The organism is Mesorhizobium sp. M0217 (assembly GCF_040321955.1).
Taxonomy (GTDB): Bacteria; Pseudomonadota; Alphaproteobacteria; order Rhizobiales; family Rhizobiaceae; genus Mesorhizobium.
The window spans coordinates 98847-119254 of record NZ_JAMYSN010000015.1 but is presented as its reverse complement, the minus strand read 5'-3'; the positions used below and the strand labels follow the sequence as shown (position 1 = coordinate 119254).

Genomic DNA, 20408 nt, shown 5'->3' with positions numbered 1-20408 from the left:
TTGCAACACCGCAAGATCGTCGTGGTTCTGAAGGGCTATCCGCGGCTGTCGGAAACCTTCATCGCACAGGAACTGCTCGGTCTGGAGCGTGCGGGGTTCGACCTGATACTTTTCGCGCTCAGGCGGCCGACCGACGCAAAACGTCATCCCGTGCATGACGAGATCAAGGCCCCCGTCCATTATCTGCCGGAATATCTGCACAGAGAGCCGCTGCGCGTGGTTCGATCGCTGTTTGCCTGTCTGCCGCGGCCTGGCTTCTGGCGCGCGCTCAAATCGCTCGCTGCCGATATCCGCCGCGACTTTACCCGCAATCGCGCGCGGCGCTTCGGGCAAGCGCTGGTGCTGGCGGCCGAATGGCCGCAAGATGCCGGATGGCTGCATGCCCATTTCGCGCACACGCCGGCATCGGTGACGCGCTATGCCAGCCAGCTTCGTGGCTTGCCCTGGAGCTGCTCAGCCCATGCCAAGGACATCTGGACGTCGGCGGACTGGGATCTGGCCGGCAAGCTTTCCTCGGCGCGCTGGACGGTCACGTGCACGAAAACCGGCTTCGACCGTCTGAAAAAACTCGCCAACGGCAGTTCGTCCGTGCATCTGAGCTATCATGGGCTCGACCTTGACCGCTTCGGAAGTTTCGGCGAGGCGCGAAAACAGCATGACGGCTCGGCGCCGGCCGAACCGGTCATGATCTTGAGTGTCGGGCGCGCCGTTGAAAAGAAAGGCTACGATACGTTGCTGGAGGCTCTTGCCCTCTTGCCTGGCGATCTGGCGTGGCGTTTCGAGCATATCGGCGGCGGCGAGGAGCTGAAACGGCTCAAGGCGCTGGCGCAAAAGCTCGGACTGGATGGCCGCGTCTCCTGGAAAGGCGCGCTGGCGCAGGAGGAGGTGCTCGAGCGCTACCGCAGCGCCGACATCTTCGCTTTGGCCTGTAGGATCACCGCGGATGGCGACAGGGACGGCCTGCCGAATGTTCTGGTGGAGGCGGCCAGCCAGCGGCTTGCCTGCGTGTCGACCGATATTTCCGGCGTGCCGGAGCTTTTATCGTCGGATGAAACCGGGCTGCTGATTCCCTCGGAAAACCCGACTGCCCTGGCACAGGCGCTGGAGCGCCTGATCCGCGATCCCGTCCTGCGCGCCCGCCTCGGCGACGCCGCGGAGCGGCGCGTGCGAAGCAATTTCGACCATGTGGCAGGCATTGGACAGCTCAAGGAACTGTTCGAGCGGGAGTGGCGGGTCGCCGAATGAAGCGGCTGCGCGCTTTCTTCTATGTTCAGCACCTGCTCGGCATCGGCCATCTCGCGCGCGCCAGCCGCATTGCGGCGGCTCTGGTCGATGACGGGTTCGACGTCACCGTCGTGACCGGCGGAGCGCCGATCGCGGGATTTCCGGGATCGGGTGTAAAATCCGTGACCCTGCCGCCTGTCACCTCCGGTGACGAAGGATTTTCCGGACTTGTCGACCTGCAGGGCAAAGCCATCGACGATGATTTCAAGAGGCGGCGCTCAGAGATGCTGCTGCAGGCTTTCCGGGACTACAGGCCCGACATCGTCATTATCGAGGCGTTTCCCTTTGGACGCCGGCAGATGCGTTTCGAACTCCTGCCGCTGATCGAGGCCATCGAAGCGACATCGCCCAGACCGCTGCTGGCGGCGTCCGTCCGCGACATCCTTCAGGAGCGCGTGAAGCCGAGCCGAAACCAGGAAACGGTCGATCTCGTCAACAGGCATTTCGATCTTGTCATGGTCCATGGCGATCCGGCTTTCGCAACCATCGACAAGACATTTCCGCTGGCTGGGGCGATCAGGGCCGAGGTCGCCTACACCGGGCTCGTTGCCGCGCCGCCGGCGCAAGCGGCCTCAGAGCGCTTCGACGTTCTGGTGTCGGTTGGCGGCGGGGCGGCCGGAAAGAGCCTTGTCAGATCCACCGTCGCGGCGGCGCGAAATGCCGATAACGCCTGGACATGGTGTTTGATCACCGGCCCAAACCTGCCGAAGGACGAGTTTGACGCGATTTCACGCGATGCCTCCCCACGCCTGTCCATCTTCCGGTTCCGCGAGGATTTCGCCAGCCTGCTGACCGGCGCCCGCCTGTCGGTCTCGCAGGCGGGTTACAACACGGTCTGCGATGTCATGCGCGCGGGGTGTCGCTCGCTGCTCGTTCCATTTGCAGCCGGCGGGGAAACCGAGCAGACGCGTCGCGCTCTGATGCTCGAAGAGCTCGGTCTTGCAACGGTGCTGACGGAACAGGACCTGACGCCTGAAGGTCTGGCGCATGCGATCGAGCAGGCGCTTGCGGGACCGCCGCCAGCCGCGCATCGTCTCGATCTGGAAGGGGCGCGGCGATCGGCGCAAATCCTGCGCGAGCGCTTTAAACAGTTCCAATCAGCATGAAGCGTGTATAATTTTTTGTCGGCAATTCGCCGGAGAACCTGATCTGCCGCAGCGCCGCCATTGCTTCGAAGGCTGCAAGTGACGCCACGCAGTTGATGTGCGTCGGCTCGCTGAAATAGTCGTTCGACTGCAGCAGCACGTTCGTACCCCGCGGAAGCAGGGCAAGCCAGGCGCTGAGATCGGCTATGTGTTCGCAGCTCGTATTGACCACCAGGTCGGGTCGGCCGGCGCCATAGTCGAGTGCGTACATATCTGCCGTCAGTGCTTGAAACCGCTCGTCGGCTTGCCGGTTGAGTGTCCGGGCGACCGCGCCGACTTCGGGATCGATGTCGATGCTGTCGATCGCCGCGATGTCGAAGCGGGCGTCGTTGAAAAGCATCGCCGGCAATACGCCGTACCATCCACCCAGAACCCATATGCGTTCGAACCGGCCGCCGTCGCTTTCGAACAGCCTGTCGAGCGCCCACATCTTGCAGGCGACCTGCTTGTGGTTGAAGGCATTGGCGATATCGGCCTGCGGATGCTTGGCGATGACGCGCGCCAGCCCGGCCACGAGAGGGTGGTCGACGTAGGCGGCAATTCCCCGCGTGAGGTCCAGGGCTTGCTCATGCCCACCCATGCCGGCATTGCGTGGTTGCGTGACATCCATCATATTCGTCTTCTATGTTGGGATTTCCGGCGACACAACGCAATCTTGCCTCTTGCCTGTTCGACTTGCGGACGCGACTGTGCCGCAAGCCGTTTCGCCATTGCCCGGAGGAGGCCGATTGAATTTGTCCGGACCATCGGCGCCCATCCGCCTGGCGCGCAGCTGCCGCTTTGAGCTCGTCGTTGGCGGCGAAGACATGGCCGATACACCATTTGCCAGCAGGTGCCTTTACATTCCGCATCCTTCAAACTGACAATCGCATATGGAAACCAGCCTAGCCCGCTATATCTGGACGCACACCAGGAAGCAGCAGCTCTGGATATTGATGATCGTCGTGCTTTCGATGGTCCCGTATTTCATGTCGTTCGACCTGCCGAAGCTGATCGTCAACGGCCCGATCCAGGGCAAGGGGTTCGAGCAACCGGGCGCGACCCTGCCATTCATGCGGTTGCACTATAACCTGCCGTTCATCGGCGAGGTCCAGTTCTTCTCCGGTTTTCAACTGGACCGCACCTCGACCCTGCTTGCGCTCAGCCTTGTGTTCCTCTTGCTGGTCGTCATCAACGGCTTGTTCAAGCTCTACATCAACACTTACAAGGGCCGGCTCGGCGAACGCATGCTGCGGCGTATTCGTTTCGATCTGGTCGATCGTGTGCTGCGGTTTCCGCCGGTTTACTTCAAGCGGGTGAAATCCGCCGAAGTGGCGACCATGGTGAAGGACGAGGTGGAGCCGCTGGGCGGCTTCATTGGCGATGCCTTCCTGCAGCCGGTGCTGCTCGGCGGCCAGGCGCTGACGGCCATGCTGTTCATCATGGTCCAGAACGTCTGGCTCGGAATGATAGCGGTCGTGATCGTGGCGATCCAGATCGTGCTTATCCCGCGAATGCGGCGGCGGCTGCTCGTGCTCGGGCGCCAGCGGCAGTTGACGGCGCGCGCGCTTTCAGGCCGGGTTGGCGAAATCGTCGACGGCATCGGCGCGGTTCACGTCCACGATACGTCGAACTACGAGCGCGCCGACATAGCAGCCCGGCTCGGGCTCATCTTCAAAATCCGCTTCGATCTTTACCAATGGAAATTCATGGTAAAGTTCCTCAACAATTTTCTCGCGCAGCTCACGCCCTTTCTGTTTTACATGATCGGTGGCTATCTGGTCATCCAGGGGCGGTTGGATGTCGGCCAGCTCGTGGCCGTGATCGGCGCTTACAAGGACTTGCCCGGACCGATGAAGGAACTGATCGACTGGGATCAGGACCGGCAGGATGTCCAGGTCAAATATCAGCAGGTCGTCGAACAGTTCACCGTCGAGAATATCATCGCGCCGGAAATCGGAGCACTGACGGTCGACGATCCCGATCCGATGACCAAGCCGCTGTCGGCGGTCAGCCTGTCGATAGCAGACGATGGCGGCGCAATGCTCCTCAATCGCATCTCGCTCGAGGTCAAGCCGGGTGAGACGGTGGCGCTGGTCAGCACCGCAACAGGGGGAGCGGAGGCGCTTGCGGAAGCCTTTGCGCGGCTGACCTGGCCGGACAGCGGAAGGATCGTTTCGGGCTCCGATGACTTGCTCGATCTCCCCGAAGCCGTGACCGGCCGGCGCATGTCCTACGCTTCGTCGGATGTTTTCCTGTTCCAGGCAAGCCTGCGCGACAATTTGCTCTACGGGTTGAAGCATGCGCCGCTGACATCGGTGACATATGACGGCGCCGCGGCGGACCAGCACCGTTGGAATATCGACGAGGCGCGCCGGTCGGGCAATCCGGATCTCGATATCCGCAGCGATTGGATCAACTATGCCTCCGCCGGCGCCACCGGCCCGCACGACCTCTTCGAAGCCGTGCGCCGGGTGCTCGACGCGGTTCTTCTGTCGCGCGACATTCTGGATCTAGGCTTGCGCTCTTCGGCCGACCTCAAGCGCCACACGAAGCTTGCCGGGCGGATCGTCGAATTGCGTGCGGCGCTGCGAACCCGGTTGGAGGAAGAAGGCCTGAGCGCGCTGGTGGTTCCTTTTGAACCGGGCGCCTACAACAAGGAAGCGACGATCGGCCAGAACCTGCTCTTCGGCGCTGCGGCCGGCCCCGAACTGGCTCACAAGGCACTGGCGTCCAATCCCTATTTTGCTTCCGTGCTGAAGCAAGCCGGCCTCGACCGCACGCTCTACGAAATGGGCATGGAGATCGCCGAACAGGCGATCGAGCTGTTTGCCGACCTGCCGCCCGAACACCAGTTCTTCCAGCAGCTCGCCTTCATGAGCGCCGAGGAGATACCCGCCTACGAAACCTTGCTGCAACGGCTCAAGAATCGCCCCTACGATGCGGTTTCGGAGAACGACCGCGCCATGATGGTCACGTTGAGCTTTGCCTATATCGAGCCCCGGCATCGCTTCGGCCTCTTGACCGACGAGCTGATGAGCAAGATCATCGCTGCACGCAACCAGTTCTATGAAAACCTGCCGGCCGAGCTGGAGAAAGCTGTCGAACGGTTTGACCCTGCCAAATACATCGCCGCGGCCACCGTCATGGACAACGTCCTGTTCGGGCGTGTCGGCAACAACCATCCCGACGCGCCGGACCGCATTCGCTCCATCGTCTATGATATTCTTGACGAACTGGGGCTTTATGCCGAGCTTCTGGATGTCGGCCTGGACTTCAACGTCGGCGCCGCCGGCAGGCGGCTGACCGGCGGACAGCGACAGAAGCTCGATGTTGCCCGCGCCTTGCTCAAGCGTCCCGATTTCCTCATTCTCAATCGGCCGCTGTCGGCGCTCGACCAGCGCGTGCAGGACAAAGTGTTGCGGAATGTGCTCGACGAAGCCAGACGCGACGGCCATTCGCCGGCAATTGTGTGGGTGGTGACGAATCCGGCAATGGCGACGATGTTCGACCGGGTTGTGGTCTTTGACTCAGGCCAATTGGTGGAAGACGGAACACACGAGACACTCTTGGCGGGAAACGGTATCTTCAAGGAACTTGTGTCATAGTCTGGCAAACGCGAATTCAGGAAGGTTTGCGACAATGCTGCTCAAGGATGAAGTTGGAATGCTGCAACGCGTTCCCTTGTTCTCTGGCATCGAGCCGACAAAGCTCAAGCTGCTCGCGTTCACGTCCGATCGCGTGAACTACAGTGCCGGCCAGATTCTTTTCCGGCAGGGCGACGAGGCAGACGCCGCCTATGTCATCCTTTCTGGCAGCGCGGATATTCTGGTCGATTCCGACAATGGGCCGATCAAAGTTGCCGAATTGCTGCCAAATTCGATCGTTGGCGAGATTGCCATATTGTGCAACAGCTCCCGTACTGCCACCGTCAAAGCGGCAAGTGAGCTGGAGGCCTTGAGAATCCGCAAGGACCATTTCCTGAGGCTTATGAAGGAGTTTCCCGAAATGACCATCGAGATATTGCGGGTTCTTGCCGATAGGCTAAGCAGTACGACCGCGGACCTGATCGACGCACGAACGGCCGAGAGCGATTCACAGTTGCACTGAAGCGGCGAGCCGCTCTGTTTCTTTGTTTGGATGCAGTTTCCGGAACCGTGTCACACCTTTCCTGGAACGACTCTGGCAGCAGTTGGTTGGCTACGATGGGCGAAAGGGTGCATGGACGACGATTTCTTCCTTGTCAGGTTTTGGGGCGTGCGCGGCAGCATTGCGGTGTCGGGGCCAGAATTTGCTCGCTATGGCGGCAACACGATCTGCATCGAGATGCAATGCGGCAATCATACGCTTCTGTTCGACGCGGGCTCCGGCCTGCGGCCTGCCGGCAGGACGCTTCGAGCGTCGGGCGTCACCGATTTCGACCTGTTTTTTACCCATTGCCATTACGATCACATCATCGGGCTGCCGGCTTTCAAGCCTATTTATGAACGAGGCATCAAAGTTACGCTTTGGTCCGGGCATCTCGCTGGACGCATGACGACGCGGCAGATGGTCGATGAATTCATTCGGCCGCCATGGTTTCCGGTGACACTCGGTGTCTGCAAGGCGAGCCTCGACTGCCGCGATTTCGCATCCGGAGACCTGCTTCGGCCACGCGAAGGAGTTGTTGTACGAACCGGTAGTCTTACCCATCCGGGCGGCTGCATCGGCTACCGGGTCGAATGGGGGGGCCGCGTCGTGGCGGTCATCACAGACACCGAGCACGAGCCGGGCAAACTCGACCAGGCGGTGCTCGGCCTGATCAGAGATGCCGACCTCGTCATTTACGACTGCACCTACACCGAGGAGGAAATGGAGCGCTACCGCGGCAACGGGCACTCGACATGGCAACAGGGCGTCAAGCTCTGCGAGGCGGCCGGCGCGCGCGGGCTTGCGCTGTTTCACCACGATCCGGCACGCACCGACGATGAGCTGGACGAGATGGAGAAACTGGCCAAGGACAGGTTTGCCGGCGCTTTTGCGGCGCGGGATGGCCAGACGCTCACATTCCCAACTTCAGTGAACAAAAAGCGCTGAGCTATTTTCCGGCGCTGCGTTCGGTCAATGTGCTGATCGGAAGCCATGCGCAGGCTTCGGTCCGCGCGGTGATCGTGAACAGCCGTTCGAGGAAAAGCCATGCCGATTCATCATGGACGAGATGGTGGGTGAGCAGGCCGACCGGTTCGCCGCCGTCGAATGCACGCTGCAATTGCGCGACGATGGCCTGAACCAACAGACCATGATCGCGGCAGCCGCGCGTGCCATGCCAATCCATGATGTCGACATTGCTGTTGATGACCGCCAAGGAAGCCGGCCTTGGCGGCCCGAACACCGACAATGCCGCAAATCCTATCGATCCGAGGTCGGGTACCAGGCCGGCGTCGATCCGGTTCCAGGGCGGCACCAGCATCGGAACCGCACGTGCGCCGTGCAGGCCGGTTACACGCGACAGCCCGCCGGCCAGCTCATCCAGCACCACCTCGCGTGGCCGATGCGCGCCGAGCTCCTGCTTTTTTTGACCCTCGGGCGCATGATTTCGGTGCGCCCAGCCATGAATGGCGACCGTGGCATGCGGCGCGGCGTCAAGCCGGACGACAAGCTTCCCGTCGGTCTGGGCCGGAATGACGGCCAGAGTGACCGGAACCGCGAAGTCACCGGTGAGGTCGAGCAACCGATCGAGCGCCGGCGTCGGATCCACGGCGTCGTCGTCGCGCAGCCAGAACTCTGCCTTGCGGCCCCACCGTTGCCGATGCGCCAGCTCGTCCACCAGAGGCTGCCAAATCGGGTCGGACGTCATGACAACGGGATCATCTTGAGAAGTTCCGCCAGACGGGCCTTTGCAGCACCGAGAGAGCGTTCTTCGAGAACGAAACGTCTGGCCTCTGCAGCCATGATGGTTCTTTCGTCATTATTGGCCAGAAGCCTCGCGATGGCCGAAGCGAACGCCCCCACATCGCCCGGCGGGGTGAGAAACCCGGTCTGGCCATGCCGCACGACCTCCGGCACGCCGGCAATGTCCTGAGCCACCACCGGAAGGCCGGCGGCCTGTGCTTCAAGATAGGCAATGCCATAGGCCTCGCCGTAACCCGGCCAGACGTAGATTCCCCCGCGATAAAGGACATCCGGCACGGCGGCAGGCTCGATGGCGCCAAGCCATTCGATACGGTCGGCGGGCAAGCCGGCGAATTGCGCCTTTACCTCGTCACGGGCAGGTCCGTCCCCGACGACCGATAGCGTCCAGGGGAGATGGCCGATCAACCCGAGCGCCTGCGCCAGCATGCGATAGCTCAAGACCTTGTCGCCCGGGCGCATCATGGCGACGGTCACGAGGCGCGTCGGATAATCCAGTACCGGCATTTCGTGGAATGCCGATGTGTCGATGAAGGGTGAAAGCATACCGAGAGCGGCGTGGGGGACAGCATCCGCCAGCCCCTGGCGATCCCTTTGCGTGAAGCAGATGTTCAGCGCCGCCTGTTCGATGGCTCGCGCGACCAATGCCTGGCTATCGGCCCACGAACCGGCGTTGCGCCGTTCGGAATAGGAGGCTTCGGCCGTCACATAGGGGACGGCAAAGGCCAACGCCAGCTCGGGCCCGATCAGGTCGGGCGCCTTGTAGTAGGGATGATAGGAGAACCAGAGATCGGGCTTGCCGTCACGGTCCCAAAGCCTTGTCAGTCGCGCGGCTTCGTCCCGGGCCTCGATCATGAGCGCATCGAAACTTTTCGGTTCCGGCTGGCGTAGATAGAAGCGCAACTCCGATGCCAGTTCGACGCTATGCCCGCCATGCTGCAGCGCCTGGACCAGCATCCGTGCCATCTGGCGGTCGCCGGAGACAACGGGATGATTGGGCGACTTCAGCGGGGCGTAGAAGGCAATTCGCATCGCGCGATCCTATCATCGCAAAGCCTGCCCAAGTCAATTTCGAGGCGTGATCGACTTCACCTTCAAGCGCTGGAATGTGCTATCTGATGCTTATGGAAACAGCTGTCGCGTCCGACCCGTTCGTCGCTTCTTTGCCGGTCTTCGCAAAGTTCGAAAGCGTTGCCGATATCGACAACTATCGGCCTCTCCCCGATGGCTGGGCGCTGGCCACCGCCGACATCGTCGGCTCGACCAAGGCGATCGAGGCCGGGCGCTACAAAACCGTCAATATGGCCGGCGCCAGCGTCATTTCGGCGCTGCTCAACGCGCTGGGACGGCAAGATCTTCCCTTCGTCTTCGGCGGCGACGGCGCGCTCGTGGCGTTTCCCGGCTCGGCGCTGGAGATCGCCCGTAACGCGCTGGCTTCTGTCCAGAGGTGGGTGGCGGACGAACTGGATCTGACCTTGCGTGCCGCAATCGTGCCGATAAAGGACATAAGAGCGCAGGGCCTCGACGTTCGCGTGGCGAGGTTCCAGGCCTCCGAAGCAGCCTTCTATGCCATGTTCGCCGGCGGCGGCGGCAGTTGGGCGGAAGCCGAAATGAAAGCCGGGCGCTACCGCATCGACCCCGCGCCGGCCGGCGCGCGGCCGGATCTGACCGGCCTCTCCTGCCGCTGGAACCCGATCGAAGCCCGGCATGGCGAAATTGTCTCGATCATAGCCGTGCCGGGGGCATCGCGCGACTTGCGTGGTTTCCAGTTTCTGGCTTCCGACATCATCACCCTTGCCGGCAGGCAGGAGCGCGATGGCCACCCGGTGCCGGTGGACGGTCCGGCCTACAGTCTCCTGCCCGCCGGTCTCGATGTCGAGGCACGGGCCACGGCGGCGCCAGGGCGGCGGTGGCTGGCCAAGCTGTGGGTGATCTTCCTGATGACGCTTACGGCCGTCACCGACAAATTGGGCTGGACGATCGGCGGTTTCGATCCGAAGGTCTACAAGCGCGAGGTGGCCAGCAATTCGGATTTCCGCAAGTTCGATGACGGCTTGAAGATGACCATCGACGTCGACGCGGATGTGTTGCAGCGCATCGACAACCGGCTGAAACAAGCGGAAGAGGCCGGCATCTGCAACTATGGCCTGCACCGCCAGAAGTCGGCCTTGATGACATGCCTCGTCATCTCGCCGCTGCAGCGCGATCATGTTCACTTCATCGATGGCGCCGCCGGCGGCTATGCAATGGCTGCCGCAAGCCTGAAGGCGAAGGCGCCGGTCTGACGACGGCTTGGGGAAATCGATTTTCCGCAATGCGCCTCGGCCATGGTTCTTGAAACCCGGCGAGCCCGACGGTGCCTGAGCCGACCAATTTTTTGCGCGATGTCAGGATCGGGATTGCACTTCGCCGGCAGCCTCGCCACATAGTGTTGCAGGTGATTTGTGCGGTCGACGTCTGCTTGCTTCCTGCAAGGACAGTCATTCGGGATATTCTTCGCCGGCTTCTGCCCCCGAAGCCGGCTTCATTGACTTCGAGAATTTTGCGGATCAAAGGAGATGGCTCGTCTTCGACGGGTTTCGAGATAGCATGAGCACAGCGCAAGCAGAAATTTCCAACATTCTCATGGATAAGGTTGCCGATTGGCTGACCCAATCGGCGCTGGCGGGCGACGACCTGGAAACATTGGTCAAGGGTTTTTGTGAACGGCTGGCTGCTGCCGGCCTGCCGCTGAAGCGGGTGCATTTGAGCTTTTCGATGCTGCATCCGCTTTATGACGCGCTCGGTTTCACCTGGATTCGCGGCCAAGGCCTGGAAGTGGAAGGCTTCCGGAGTGAGAACGGCGTCCATTCCGACAGATTCCTGACCAGCCCATACTACCATCTGCTCAGCAACAAGCTCGACCATCTGCGGCGCCGGCTCGACCCGTCGGTGCGGTCGGAGTTTCCTGTTTTCGATGAGCTCAGGCTTATGGGCGTCACCGATTACATGGCTTTCGTCCATCCCTTCAATGGCGATACAAGTCAGGGCATGTTGGGGTCCTGGTCCACCGACAGTGCTTCAGGCTTCAGCGACAGCATGATTTCGGCGCTGCTGCGGATCCAGAACCATCTCGCTATAGCAAGCAAGATGGCGGTGCTCACCAAGCTCGCCGACAACATGATGACCACGTATCTCGGCGGTGACGCCGGCAGGCGCGTGCTGGACGGCCAGATCAAGCGCGGCGAGGGCGACACAATCCGGGCCGCGCTGGTGATGGGCGATATGCGCGGGTCGACAAGGCTCGCCGAAACCTCCGGCCGCGAAGTCTATATCGATACGCTGAACCAGTTTTTCGATGCCATCGCAGCACCTTTCAATCGCAAAGGCGGGCAGATCATGAGTTTCCTGGGGGATGGATTCATTGCCGTCTACCCCTGCGAAAGGCACCGGGCGCAGTCAGAGATCGCCTGCCAGGCTGCTCTTGCGGCTGCGCACAAGGCCAGCATGCGCATGATGGAGCTCAATCTGCGCAGAAAAGAGCAAGGACTGGGCGACATAAAATTTGGTATCGGCCTGCATGTCGGCAATGTGATGTTCGGCAATGTCGGGCTTACCGACCGACTCACATTCTCCGTCTTCGGCTCGGCTGTAAACGAGGTCCAGCGTCTCCAGACCCTGACTAAGAAATATCCGCACAGCGTTCTCGCCAGCAAGGACTTCGCCGGCTATTGCGGGGCCAACAGCTGGCTGACGCTCGGCGAGGAGGAACTGGCGGGCAGCAAGCAGAAGCTGACGGTGCTTTCACCCGATCTGTCGGGTGCTCTCGCACTCGATGAAGACGCTGCGCTGCAGCCGTTTCACGATCGGATATCGGACGCCGAGCAGGTCATGCTGCTTCATCGCGATGCCGCGCGGCTGTCGGCGGGCGACCGGAGGAAGCTCCAGTAGTCACCACCATCCGATCTGGACGCCCTGGTATGCTGTCCGGCCGCCGGTCGCCGGGGAATTCGTTTCGAATCCAAGTTGCTCTGCGCTGACAATGCGCTAGTCTTGCTTTTTGGGGCCGGTCGGGAGGCGCCAGATTGGGGCTGGTGTGGGAATGGATGCAGGCGTTGATCTGCTGCGGATCGAGGATGTTGGCATCTCTTTTGCCATTGTCGGGGGACCGTTGCATGCCGTCAGGCGGGCAAATCTTCGCGTCCTGCCCGGCAAGGTCACCGCACTTGTCGGTGAGTCCGGTTCCGGAAAATCGGTTCTCAGCCAGGCCGTGATGGGCATCTTGCCGAACACGGCCCATGTTCGCGGCCGTATCCTGTTTTCCGATCCCAAAAAGCCCGGCACGACGCAGGATATCCTGCAGATGCCGCGAGACGGACCCGAAATCCGGGCGTTGAGAGGCAGCCGCATCGGCAAGATCTTTCAGGAGCCGATGACATCGCTGTCGCCGCTGCACACGATCGGCAACCAGGTCAGCGAATCCCTGCAGATTCATACGCACATGGATCGGACGGAGCGCAAGGCACGGACCGAGGAAATGCTCGGCCTCGTCGGGTTTCCCAATCCCAAGCGCGCCTACGACATGTATCCATTTGAACTTTCGGGAGGATTGCGGCAACGCGCTATGATCGCCATGGCGCTTATCTGCCGGCCCGCTCTGTTGATCGCCGATGAGCCGACGACGGCGTTGGACGTCACCATCCAGGCGCAAATCCTGCAATTGCTGCGTGGGCTCCAGACCAAGCTCAACATGGCAATGCTGCTGATCACGCACGACCTCGGCGTGGTCGCCAATGTCGCCGACGAGGTGGTCGTCATGTACCATGGCGAGATCATGGAAGCAGGCCCTGTGGAGGCAATATTCCGCCGGCCAGGCCATCCTTACCTGAAGGGCCTCATGGCAGCCGTTCCGCATTTCGACCTGAAGCCTGGCGAAAGACTGAAGGCGCTCCGCGAGGTGCCGGTGAATGTCGGGACCCTGCTGGGCAAGCAGACGGCGCCGGAAGCGAAGGGGCCGGACGACATTCTGCTGTCGGTCAGGGATCTGAAAAAGGTCTACACCATCCGCAACTCCGGATGGTTCAGCGGGAGCCATCAGACCTCTGTTCGCGCCGTGGACGGCGTCAGCTTCGACATCAGGCGAGGTGAGTGCCTGGGCCTGGTTGGCGAAAGCGGTTGCGGCAAAACCACCGTCAGCAAGATCCTGATGCGGGCCGTCACCCCTACCGGCGGCTCCGTGATCTTCAACGGCCGCGACGGACCGATCGACGTCCTGGAAGCCGAGGGAGACGCCCTGCGCTTGCTGCGGGCGAAACTCCAGATGGTTTTCCAGGATCCGGTCTCGTCGCTTTCGCCTCGCATGACCGTGGAAAACATCTTGAGCGAGCCGCTGGAAATCCATCAACGTGGCAATGCCGCGTCCCGGCTAGCCACGGTCAAGAGCCTGATGCAGGCAATCGGGCTCGATCCGCGCTTCATCCAGCGCTATCCCCACAGCTTCTCCGGCGGGCAGCGTCAGCGTATCGGCATTGCGCGCGCCTTGGCGCTGGGGCCTGAACTGCTGATCTGCGACGAGCCGGTTTCGGCGCTCGATGTCTCCGTGCAGGCGCAGATCCTGAACCTTCTGAAGGACCTGCAGAAGGAACTGGGCCTGACCTACCTGTTCATATCCCACAATCTGGCGGTGGTGGACTACATGGCGGACCGCATCGCGGTGATGTGCGGCGGGCGTATCGTCGAGCTTGCACCGCGCGAAATTCTGCTCAGGAAACCGATCCACCCCTACACGCGCTCGCTGCTCGCCGCAGTCCCCTTCCCCGATCTCGACCGGCCGATGGATTTCAAGACGCTGAAGCTCGGCGGCGCTTCCGACACCAGCGCATGGGGCCCGCAATTCCGCGACGAGGGCGAAGAGGATATGCTGTCGCCGCTCGATCTCGGCGGCGGCCATCTCGTGCTGGCCCGACGTTCGGCCGATGTCAGCGAGTTACGCCATTGATCAGCCGCCGCACTGTCCTTGGTCTCATGGCTTCGGCATTTCTGCCGGGCACGGCGCGCGCCGGCGATCTGGAGCCGGATTTTCTTCAGCCGCAGCTGAAAGCCAGGGCTCTGCCGCCACTCGCGGAGCGCCTGCCCAAAAGCCCGCGCGCGTTGAACCTCGCGGCGATGGGCCGGCAGCCCGGCCAGTATGGCGGCACGCTGCGTACGATCATCGGCAGCCAGAAAGATATCCGGATGATGACGATCTACGGGTATTCCCGGCTGGTCGGCTATGACGAGAAGCTTAACTTTCAAGCCGACATTCTCGAAAGTTTCGACGTAAAGGACGATCGCGTCTTCACGTTCAAGATTCGGGAAGGCCATAAATGGTCAGACGGCAGCCTGCTGACGCCGGAGGATTTTCGTTATTGCTGGGAAGATGTCTGGCTGAACGATGAGCTTTCGCAAGGGGGGCTCGCCCCTGCCCTGCTGGCGGACGGCAAGCCGCCACGTTTCGAGATCGTCGATCCGTTGACGGTCCGCTACAGTTGGGACGCGCCCAATCCCGACTTCCTGCCCAAACTTGCCGCTGCTTCGCCGACACCGCTTGTTTTGCCGGCCGCCTATCTCAAGCAGTTCCATAAGAAATATCAGGATCCATTCCGGCTCGCCGGCCTGATGAAGGAGAACCGGACCGCAAAATGGACGCTGCTGCACATCCGCATGTCGCGGCAGTATCGCCCGGAGAACCCGGATCTGCCGACACTCGACCCTTGGCAGAACCGGACCAAGCCGCCGGCCGAGCAGTTCATCTTCGAGCGCAACCCGTTCTTTCATCGAACAGACGAGAACGGCCGGCAACTGCCCTATGTCGACCGGATCATCATGAATGTCAGCTCGTCGGCGATCATCTCCGCCAAGACCGGTGCGGGCGAGAGCGACCTGCAATGCATGGGAATCGACTTCAGCGATTACTCCTTCCTGAAGGACGCGGAGAAGCGCTACCCGGTGAAGATGCATCTGTGGAAACGCACACAGGGTTCGCGGCTGGCGCTCATGCCCAATCTGAATTGTGCCGACCCGGTGTGGCGCGGCCTTTTGCGTGACGTGCGCGTGCGCCGCGCACTTTCGCTCGCTGTGGACCGGCGCGAGATCAACATGGCCGTCTTCTACGGATTGGCGCAGGAAAGCGCCGACACGGTCTTGCCGGAGAGCCCGCTCTACCGGCCGGAATTCGCGAAAGCCTGGGTCGCCCACGATCCCGACCAGGCCAATGCACTGCTTGACGAGGTCGGGCTTCAGGCCCGTGACGATGACGGCCTGCGGCTACTTCCCGATGGACGCCCGGCGCAGATCATCGTGGAAACGGCCGGCGAAAGCACGCTGGAAACCGATGCGCTCGAACTCATCACCGATCACTGGCGCAAGATCGGCATCGCTTTGTTCATCCGGACTTCGCAGCGCGACATCTTCCGCAGCCGTGCGCTTGGCGGCCAGATCCTGATGTCGATGTCGTCGGGCATCGACAATGGCGTGCCGACCGCCGACATGAATCCATACCAGCTGGCCCCCACCATCGACGACCAGCTGCAATGGCCGCTCTGGGGCGCTTACTATCTGTCGCATGGCAAGATGGGTGAGGCGCCCGATGTTCCTGAAGTGGTCGAGTTGATGGCTTTGCTCAAGCGCTGGAACGGATCGACCCAATCCAGCGAGCGCGCCGAAATCTGGAACTCGATGCTGTCGATCTACACCGATCAGGTGTTCTCTATCGGTACGGTGAACGAAACACTTCAGCCGATTCTGGTATCCTCGCGGCTGCGCAACCTGCCTGACAAAGCACTCTACGGCTACGACCCGACCTCCTATTTCGGTGTCTACATGCCGGACACATTCTGGCTTGGAGGCTCCTGAGCGTGCTTCGATATCTTGTCTGGCGCATCGCCGTGATGGTTCCAACGCTGCTGGTCATATCGGCGCTTGTGTTCACCATCATCGAACTTCCACCGGGCGACTATTTCGACAGCTATGTCGCCGAGCTTCGGGCCCAGGGCGAAGCGGTAGATTCCGACCGCATCCAGATGATGCGCAAGGAATATGGTTTCGACCAGCCGCCGGTCATTCGCTACTTCTACTGGGTGGGCGGGATGCTGCACGGCGATTTCGGCTATTCCTTCGAATATGAGCTGCCGGTTCGCGACGTCGTCGGCGACCGAATGTGGCTGACCGTGCTGGTTTCCTTCGTCACGATCATCTTCACCTGGCTCATCGCCTTTCCGATCGGCATGTACTCCGCCACGCATCAATACAGCTGGGGCGACTACGGCCTGACTTTCTTCGGCCTTCTCGGTCTTGCCATTCCGAATTTCATGCTGGCGCTGATCCTGATGTATTTCGCCAACATCTGGTTCGGCACGTCCATCGGCCACCTCATGGACCAGCAATATCTCGGCGAGCCGATGAGCTGGGCCAAGGCGAAGTCGATCCTCGCCCATCTCTGGATCCCGGTCCTGATCATCGGCACCGGCGGCACGGCGAGCATGATCCGGCGGCTGCGCGCCAATCTGCTCGACGAACTGCACAAGCAATATGTCGTTACGGCGCGCGCCAAGGGCCTGCATCCGTTCAAGGCGCTGGTCAAATATCCGCTGCGCATGGCGCTCAATTTCTTCATTTCCGACATCGGCTCGATCCTGCCGGCCATCATCTCCGGCGCTGAGATCACGGCTATCGTTTTGTCTTTGGAAACGACCGGGCCGATGCTGATCAAGGCGCTGCAAAGCCAGGATATGTATCTGGCAGGGTCATTCCTGATGTTCCTTGCCTTCCTGACGGTTATCGGCGTGCTGATTTCCGACCTGGCGCTGGCGCTGCTTGATCCACGAATTCGTTTGCAGGGTGGCAGCACCAAATGAAGCAGGACTCGCCGCTGCCCGCTCCGGGTGCTCCACTGCAACACTACATTTCCGGCGCGCCCCTCGACCTGCAGTCGGTCGAGGCGATGACGCAGGAGCAATCGAAGGTCTTTCAGGCATCGCAGTTGCGGCTGATGTGGTGGAAATTCCGCAAACACCGGCTTGCGCTTATATCCGGCATATTCCTGGCAGTGCTGTATTTAGGGATACTGATCTGCGAGTTCCTGGCGCCCTACAATCTGCACTCGCGCAACATGGACTACATCTATGCGCCGCCGCAGCACGTGCACCTGTTCCACAATGGCGAGTTCGTCGGGCCGTTCGTCTACGGCCGCCAGATGACGCTGGATATGGACACGCTCAAGCGGAACTACATCGAGAACCACGACGATGTTCAGCGGCTCCGTTTCTTCTGCAAGGGCGACACTTATCGGTTCTGGGGCCTGATCGAAGGTGACAGGCATTTTGTCTGTCCTGCCGAAAACGGGCAGCTGTTTCTGGCCGGCACCGACAGGCTGGGGCGCGACGTGCTCTCGCGCATGATCTATGGCGCACGCATTTCACTGACTATCGGCCTCGTCGGCATCAGTTTCAGCTTCCTGCTCGGCATCGTCATCGGCGGGCTGGCCGGCTATCACGGCGGTATCTTCGACCTGATCGTCCAACGGATAATCGAAGTCCTGCAATCGATTCCCAGCATTCCGCTATGGCTGGCCCTGGCGGCGATCATGCCGATAACGTGGAGTCCGATCCTGATCTATTTCGGCATCACCGTCATCCTCGGGCTGCTCGACTGGACCGGACTGGCGCGGGCCGTGCGTTCAAAGCTTCTGGCCTTGCGCGAGGAGGATTACGTTCTGGCCGCGCAGTTGATGGGCGCCGGAAGCAGCCGCATCATCAGGCGGCATCTCATTCCCGGCTTCATGTCGCATCTGATCGCGACGGCGACGCTCTCCATCCCTGGCATGATCCTGGGCGAAACGGCGCTGAGCTTCCTCGGGCTCGGCCTGAGGGCGCCGATAACCAGCTGGGGCATCCTGCTCACCGAGGCGCGCAGCGTCAGCGTGATCGCGTTCTATCCATGGCTGCTTTTGCCGATGCTGCCGGTCATCCTCGTTATCATGGCGTTCAACTTCCTCGGCGACGGCTTGCGGGACGCCGCAGACCCCTACAAGTGATATCGCTGTTCCACCGCGCGGCCTGCCGAACACTCCACCCGGTATGACGCTTGTCGGCGGCCGGTTGCGTTATTGCAGGGTTCGTCGTTCGCCTTTATATGCAGCAAGCCTCGATCGGGGCTGCTGGTTCAGGACACACAATCGCATATGAGTCGCCTCGATAATTTCATCAGCAGGATGACCGCGCAGCGCGACATTCTTAATCGAATCTGCCCCGAGGTGGCGAAGATGGAGGGGCTTGTGCTTGAGCTCGGCCTCGGCAATGGCCGGACATTCCACCATCTGCGCGAGCTTCTGCCCGGGCGCCGGATCGTGGTGTTCGACCGCGAAGTTGGCGCGCACACTAGCTCAATTCCCGAAGCTGAAAACCTCGTGCTCGGCGAAATACGCGAGACGGGCCGCAAGTTCATTGGCATCGAAGCCGCCCTTGTTCATGCCGACATCGGCACCGGCTATGACGATCGCGATGCAGTGACCGCTACCTGGCTTCCCGATCTGATTGCGAGCCTGCTTCGCGTCGGCGGCTTCGCGGTCAGTGGCACGCCGCTCGATCACCCGCTGCTGCAACACCTCCCGGCGCCCACTTCGGAGCCCGCCGACCGTTATTTCCTCTGCAAGCGCGTGTAAGCGGTAGAGAACTCTTCAGGGGATCGTATAAACCGCAATCTCCCGCTCGATGCCGCGCAGCGAGACCTCGTGCGGCACGGGCGTCAGCGCGTTCCTGTGCAACAGATCGGCGGTGAGATTATCGTCGACCACCGCACGCGTGGCGAAGATCGCCTGTGCGTTGGCGAGGTTCTGGACCCGCGAAGCAATGTTGACCGTCTGGCCGAAATAATCCTGCCGCTCGTTCATGGACACGGCTATGCAGGGGCCGGCATGAACACCGATCTTGAGCAGAAGGTCCTCGCGCCCGCTTTTGTCATTGAGCGCCCGCATGGCGTCGCGCATCCGCAGCGCCGCGGCAATCGCACGGTCAGGCGTCGCGAAGGTCGCCATCACCGCATCGCCGATCGTCTTCACAACCGCGCCTGCCTCCGCCGCGACGATCTCGTGCAGAACCTGGAAATGCTCGCGCACGAGATCGAAGGCTGAAAGATCGCCCACCCGCTCGTAAAGCTCGGTCGATCCGCGCAGATCGGTGAACAGGAAGGTCAGGCTGGTGATCTTCAGGCGCTGGTTGATGTCGAGCGTATCCGTGCGATAGAGATCCCGGAACGTCTGGTTGGTGAGCAGGCGCTTGGCGGTCACGAAGGGCCGGCGCTTGCCCAGGAAATCATGCAATACCGGGCAGGCGATGAAGACCGTCGGCAGCACGCGCGTGTCGGTCCTGTTTTCCAGCGAAATGCGCAATGGGCCGGGCTGCATCTCCAGCGTCTGGCTCTGGACATGGTCGCGGTCGAAGGCCAGAGAGAGGTTTCGCCGCTCTTTTGCCGGTTCGCCCTTCGCGTCGATGAACTGGGCCGAATGCGTGACCGGCTCGAAGACGATGATAAATTGGGGCGGAAGCTGGATGTGCAGAACCGCCTTTTCACCGGGCGCAAGCTCGATATCTTCCAGCGAGAACGCTTCCATCTTTTCCGCCAGATCCTCGTCCGGCAGATCGGCCCCGGACGCCCAGTAGATCTGGCGGTAATATTCCACCAACGGCAGTTCGTGTGGATTGTGGGCGGCAATCCTGCGCACACGGGGACTGACGGTGAATGTCACCTCGACCATCTCGTCGAGTGTCGGCGAATAGCCCTGGGAGCACAGCGCGCAGGTGTATTCGTCCTTCTGCATGGTTTTCAGCGTGGCGTTGGTGTCGAGCACGCCGCCACAGCCGGGGCACAGAACATTCCAGGAAATGTCGAAGATGCCCACCCGCGCCGCATGGAGAAAGGCGCTTATGGTGCGTTCCTCGTCGAGGCCATGCTTGCTGGCGAAGGCCAGCGCATTGATGCGGCAAAGTTCGCGGTCCTTGCCCTCGGCGATGGTTTGCCGGATTGCGTCGATTGCCTGCGGATCGACATCGGTCGATTGCCGCAGAAGCGAGAACAGATCCTGAGCTTCGGTCATCG

At 61.4% G+C, this 20408-nt stretch carries 16 protein-coding genes; 12 read left to right on the top strand and 4 right to left on the bottom strand.

The window, feature by feature from the left end:
* Entirely contained in the window at positions 1-1245 is a 1245-nt protein-coding gene (locus NKJ18_RS22270; RefSeq protein WP_023752844.1) for a glycosyltransferase, read from the top strand.
* Entirely contained in the window at positions 1242-2390 is a 1149-nt protein-coding gene (locus NKJ18_RS22265; RefSeq protein ID WP_023752845.1) for a glycosyltransferase family protein, read from the top strand. The genes NKJ18_RS22270 and NKJ18_RS22265 overlap by 4 nt, the downstream gene beginning before the upstream one ends.
* Here NKJ18_RS22265 and NKJ18_RS22260 read toward each other — a convergent pair.
* Positions 2368-3042 carry a class I SAM-dependent methyltransferase gene (locus NKJ18_RS22260; protein WP_502906174.1) on the bottom strand — a complete coding sequence of 225 codons (675 nt, stop codon included), beginning with the start codon at positions 3040-3042 and terminating at the stop codon, positions 2368-2370. The two genes, NKJ18_RS22265 and NKJ18_RS22260, sit on opposite strands and share 23 nt — an antisense overlap.
* Positions 3043-3301: 259 nt before the next feature.
* On the opposite strand from NKJ18_RS22260, the gene NKJ18_RS22255 reads away from it, so the two are divergent.
* The 3 genes from NKJ18_RS22255 to NKJ18_RS22245 all read left to right on the top strand — a co-directional run bounded on the left by NKJ18_RS22255 (position 3302) and on the right by NKJ18_RS22245 (position 7484).
* A complete protein-coding gene (locus NKJ18_RS22255) occupies positions 3302-6016 on the top strand; it encodes an ABC transporter transmembrane domain-containing protein (protein ID WP_023732839.1) in 2715 nt (904 codons plus the stop codon).
* A 34-nt stretch (positions 6017-6050) separates the two neighbouring features.
* Positions 6051-6518, top strand: a complete 468-nt coding sequence (locus NKJ18_RS22250) for a cyclic nucleotide-binding domain-containing protein (RefSeq protein WP_023672144.1) — start codon at positions 6051-6053, stop codon at positions 6516-6518.
* Positions 6519-6629: 111 nt separating this feature from the next.
* A complete protein-coding gene (locus NKJ18_RS22245) occupies positions 6630-7484 on the top strand; it encodes an MBL fold metallo-hydrolase (protein ID WP_352626936.1) in 855 nt (284 codons plus the stop codon).
* Position 7485: 1 nt separating this feature from the next.
* On the opposite strand, the gene NKJ18_RS22240 is transcribed toward NKJ18_RS22245, so the two are convergent.
* A complete protein-coding gene (locus NKJ18_RS22240) occupies positions 7486-8244 on the bottom strand; it encodes a polysaccharide deacetylase family protein (RefSeq protein WP_023685073.1) in 759 nt (252 codons plus the stop codon).
* On the bottom strand, positions 8241-9329 hold the full coding sequence (locus tag NKJ18_RS22235; protein ID WP_023685074.1) for a glycosyltransferase family 4 protein: 1089 nt from the start codon (positions 9327-9329) through the stop codon (positions 8241-8243). Before NKJ18_RS22235 ends, NKJ18_RS22240 begins: the two co-directional genes overlap by 4 nt.
* Before the next feature lie 74 nt (positions 9330-9403).
* On the opposite strand from NKJ18_RS22235, the gene NKJ18_RS22230 reads away from it, so the two are divergent.
* The 7 genes from NKJ18_RS22230 to NKJ18_RS22200 all read left to right on the top strand — a co-directional run bounded on the left by NKJ18_RS22230 (position 9404) and on the right by NKJ18_RS22200 (position 18975).
* Complete coding sequence (locus tag NKJ18_RS22230) at positions 9404-10582, top strand: DUF3095 domain-containing protein (protein WP_352759696.1); 1179 nt, start codon at positions 9404-9406, stop codon at positions 10580-10582.
* Between the two features lie 304 nt (positions 10583-10886).
* Positions 10887-12227, top strand: a complete 1341-nt coding sequence (locus NKJ18_RS22225) for an adenylate/guanylate cyclase domain-containing protein (protein ID WP_023672139.1) — start codon at positions 10887-10889, stop codon at positions 12225-12227.
* Positions 12228-12378: 151 nt separating this feature from the next.
* Positions 12379-14274: an ABC transporter ATP-binding protein gene (locus tag NKJ18_RS22220; RefSeq protein ID WP_023672138.1), complete on the top strand. Its 1896-nt coding sequence runs from the start codon at positions 12379-12381 to the stop codon at positions 14272-14274.
* On the top strand, positions 14271-16169 hold the full coding sequence (locus NKJ18_RS22215; RefSeq protein ID WP_023692891.1) for an ABC transporter substrate-binding protein: 1899 nt from the start codon (positions 14271-14273) through the stop codon (positions 16167-16169). The genes NKJ18_RS22220 and NKJ18_RS22215 overlap by 4 nt, the downstream gene beginning before the upstream one ends.
* A 2-nt stretch (positions 16170-16171) precedes the next feature.
* On the top strand, positions 16172-17170 hold the full coding sequence (locus NKJ18_RS22210) for an ABC transporter permease (RefSeq protein WP_023672136.1): 999 nt from the start codon (positions 16172-16174) through the stop codon (positions 17168-17170).
* A complete protein-coding gene (locus tag NKJ18_RS22205; protein WP_352759693.1) occupies positions 17167-18348 on the top strand; it encodes an ABC transporter permease in 1182 nt (393 codons plus the stop codon). The genes NKJ18_RS22210 and NKJ18_RS22205 overlap by 4 nt, the downstream gene beginning before the upstream one ends.
* 147 nt (positions 18349-18495) lie before the next feature.
* Entirely contained in the window at positions 18496-18975 is a 480-nt protein-coding gene (locus NKJ18_RS22200; RefSeq protein WP_023672134.1) for a class I SAM-dependent methyltransferase, read from the top strand.
* 15 nt (positions 18976-18990) lie between these two features.
* Here the strand turns inward: NKJ18_RS22200 and NKJ18_RS22195 are convergent, their stop codons facing one another.
* Positions 18991-20406 (bottom strand): adenylate/guanylate cyclase domain-containing protein, encoded by a 1416-nt coding sequence (locus NKJ18_RS22195; protein WP_023685078.1) that lies wholly within the window; start codon positions 20404-20406, stop codon positions 18991-18993.
* Between the last annotated feature and the right edge of the window lie 2 nt (positions 20407-20408).

What these genes read in the sequence shown, in the direction of transcription:
- NKJ18_RS22195 (WP_023685078.1), bottom strand. Translation starts at nt 20,406, where the DNA reads ATGACCGAAGCTCAGGATCTGTTCTCGCTTCTGCGGCAATCGACCGAT.
- NKJ18_RS22225 (WP_023672139.1), top strand. Translation starts at nt 10,887, where the DNA reads ATGAGCACAGCGCAAGCAGAAATTTCCAACATTCTCATGGATAAGGTT.
- NKJ18_RS22235 (WP_023685074.1), bottom strand. Translation starts at nt 9,329, where the DNA reads ATGCGAATTGCCTTCTACGCCCCGCTGAAGTCGCCCAATCATCCCGTT.
- NKJ18_RS22230 (WP_352759696.1), top strand. Translation starts at nt 9,404, where the DNA reads ATGTGCTATCTGATGCTTATGGAAACAGCTGTCGCGTCCGACCCGTTC.
- NKJ18_RS22250 (WP_023672144.1), top strand. Translation starts at nt 6,051, where the DNA reads ATGCTGCTCAAGGATGAAGTTGGAATGCTGCAACGCGTTCCCTTGTTC.
- NKJ18_RS22200 (WP_023672134.1), top strand. Translation starts at nt 18,496, where the DNA reads ATGAGTCGCCTCGATAATTTCATCAGCAGGATGACCGCGCAGCGCGAC.
- NKJ18_RS22255 (WP_023732839.1), top strand. Translation starts at nt 3,302, where the DNA reads ATGGAAACCAGCCTAGCCCGCTATATCTGGACGCACACCAGGAAGCAG.
- NKJ18_RS22260 (WP_502906174.1), bottom strand. Translation starts at nt 3,042, where the DNA reads ATGATGGATGTCACGCAACCACGCAATGCCGGCATGGGTGGGCATGAG.
- NKJ18_RS22240 (WP_023685073.1), bottom strand. Translation starts at nt 8,244, where the DNA reads ATGACGTCCGACCCGATTTGGCAGCCTCTGGTGGACGAGCTGGCGCAT.
- NKJ18_RS22265 (WP_023752845.1), top strand. Translation starts at nt 1,242, where the DNA reads ATGAAGCGGCTGCGCGCTTTCTTCTATGTTCAGCACCTGCTCGGCATC.
- NKJ18_RS22205 (WP_352759693.1), top strand. Translation starts at nt 17,167, where the DNA reads ATGAAGCAGGACTCGCCGCTGCCCGCTCCGGGTGCTCCACTGCAACAC.
- NKJ18_RS22245 (WP_352626936.1), top strand. Translation starts at nt 6,630, where the DNA reads ATGGACGACGATTTCTTCCTTGTCAGGTTTTGGGGCGTGCGCGGCAGC.
- NKJ18_RS22220 (WP_023672138.1), top strand. Translation starts at nt 12,379, where the DNA reads ATGGATGCAGGCGTTGATCTGCTGCGGATCGAGGATGTTGGCATCTCT.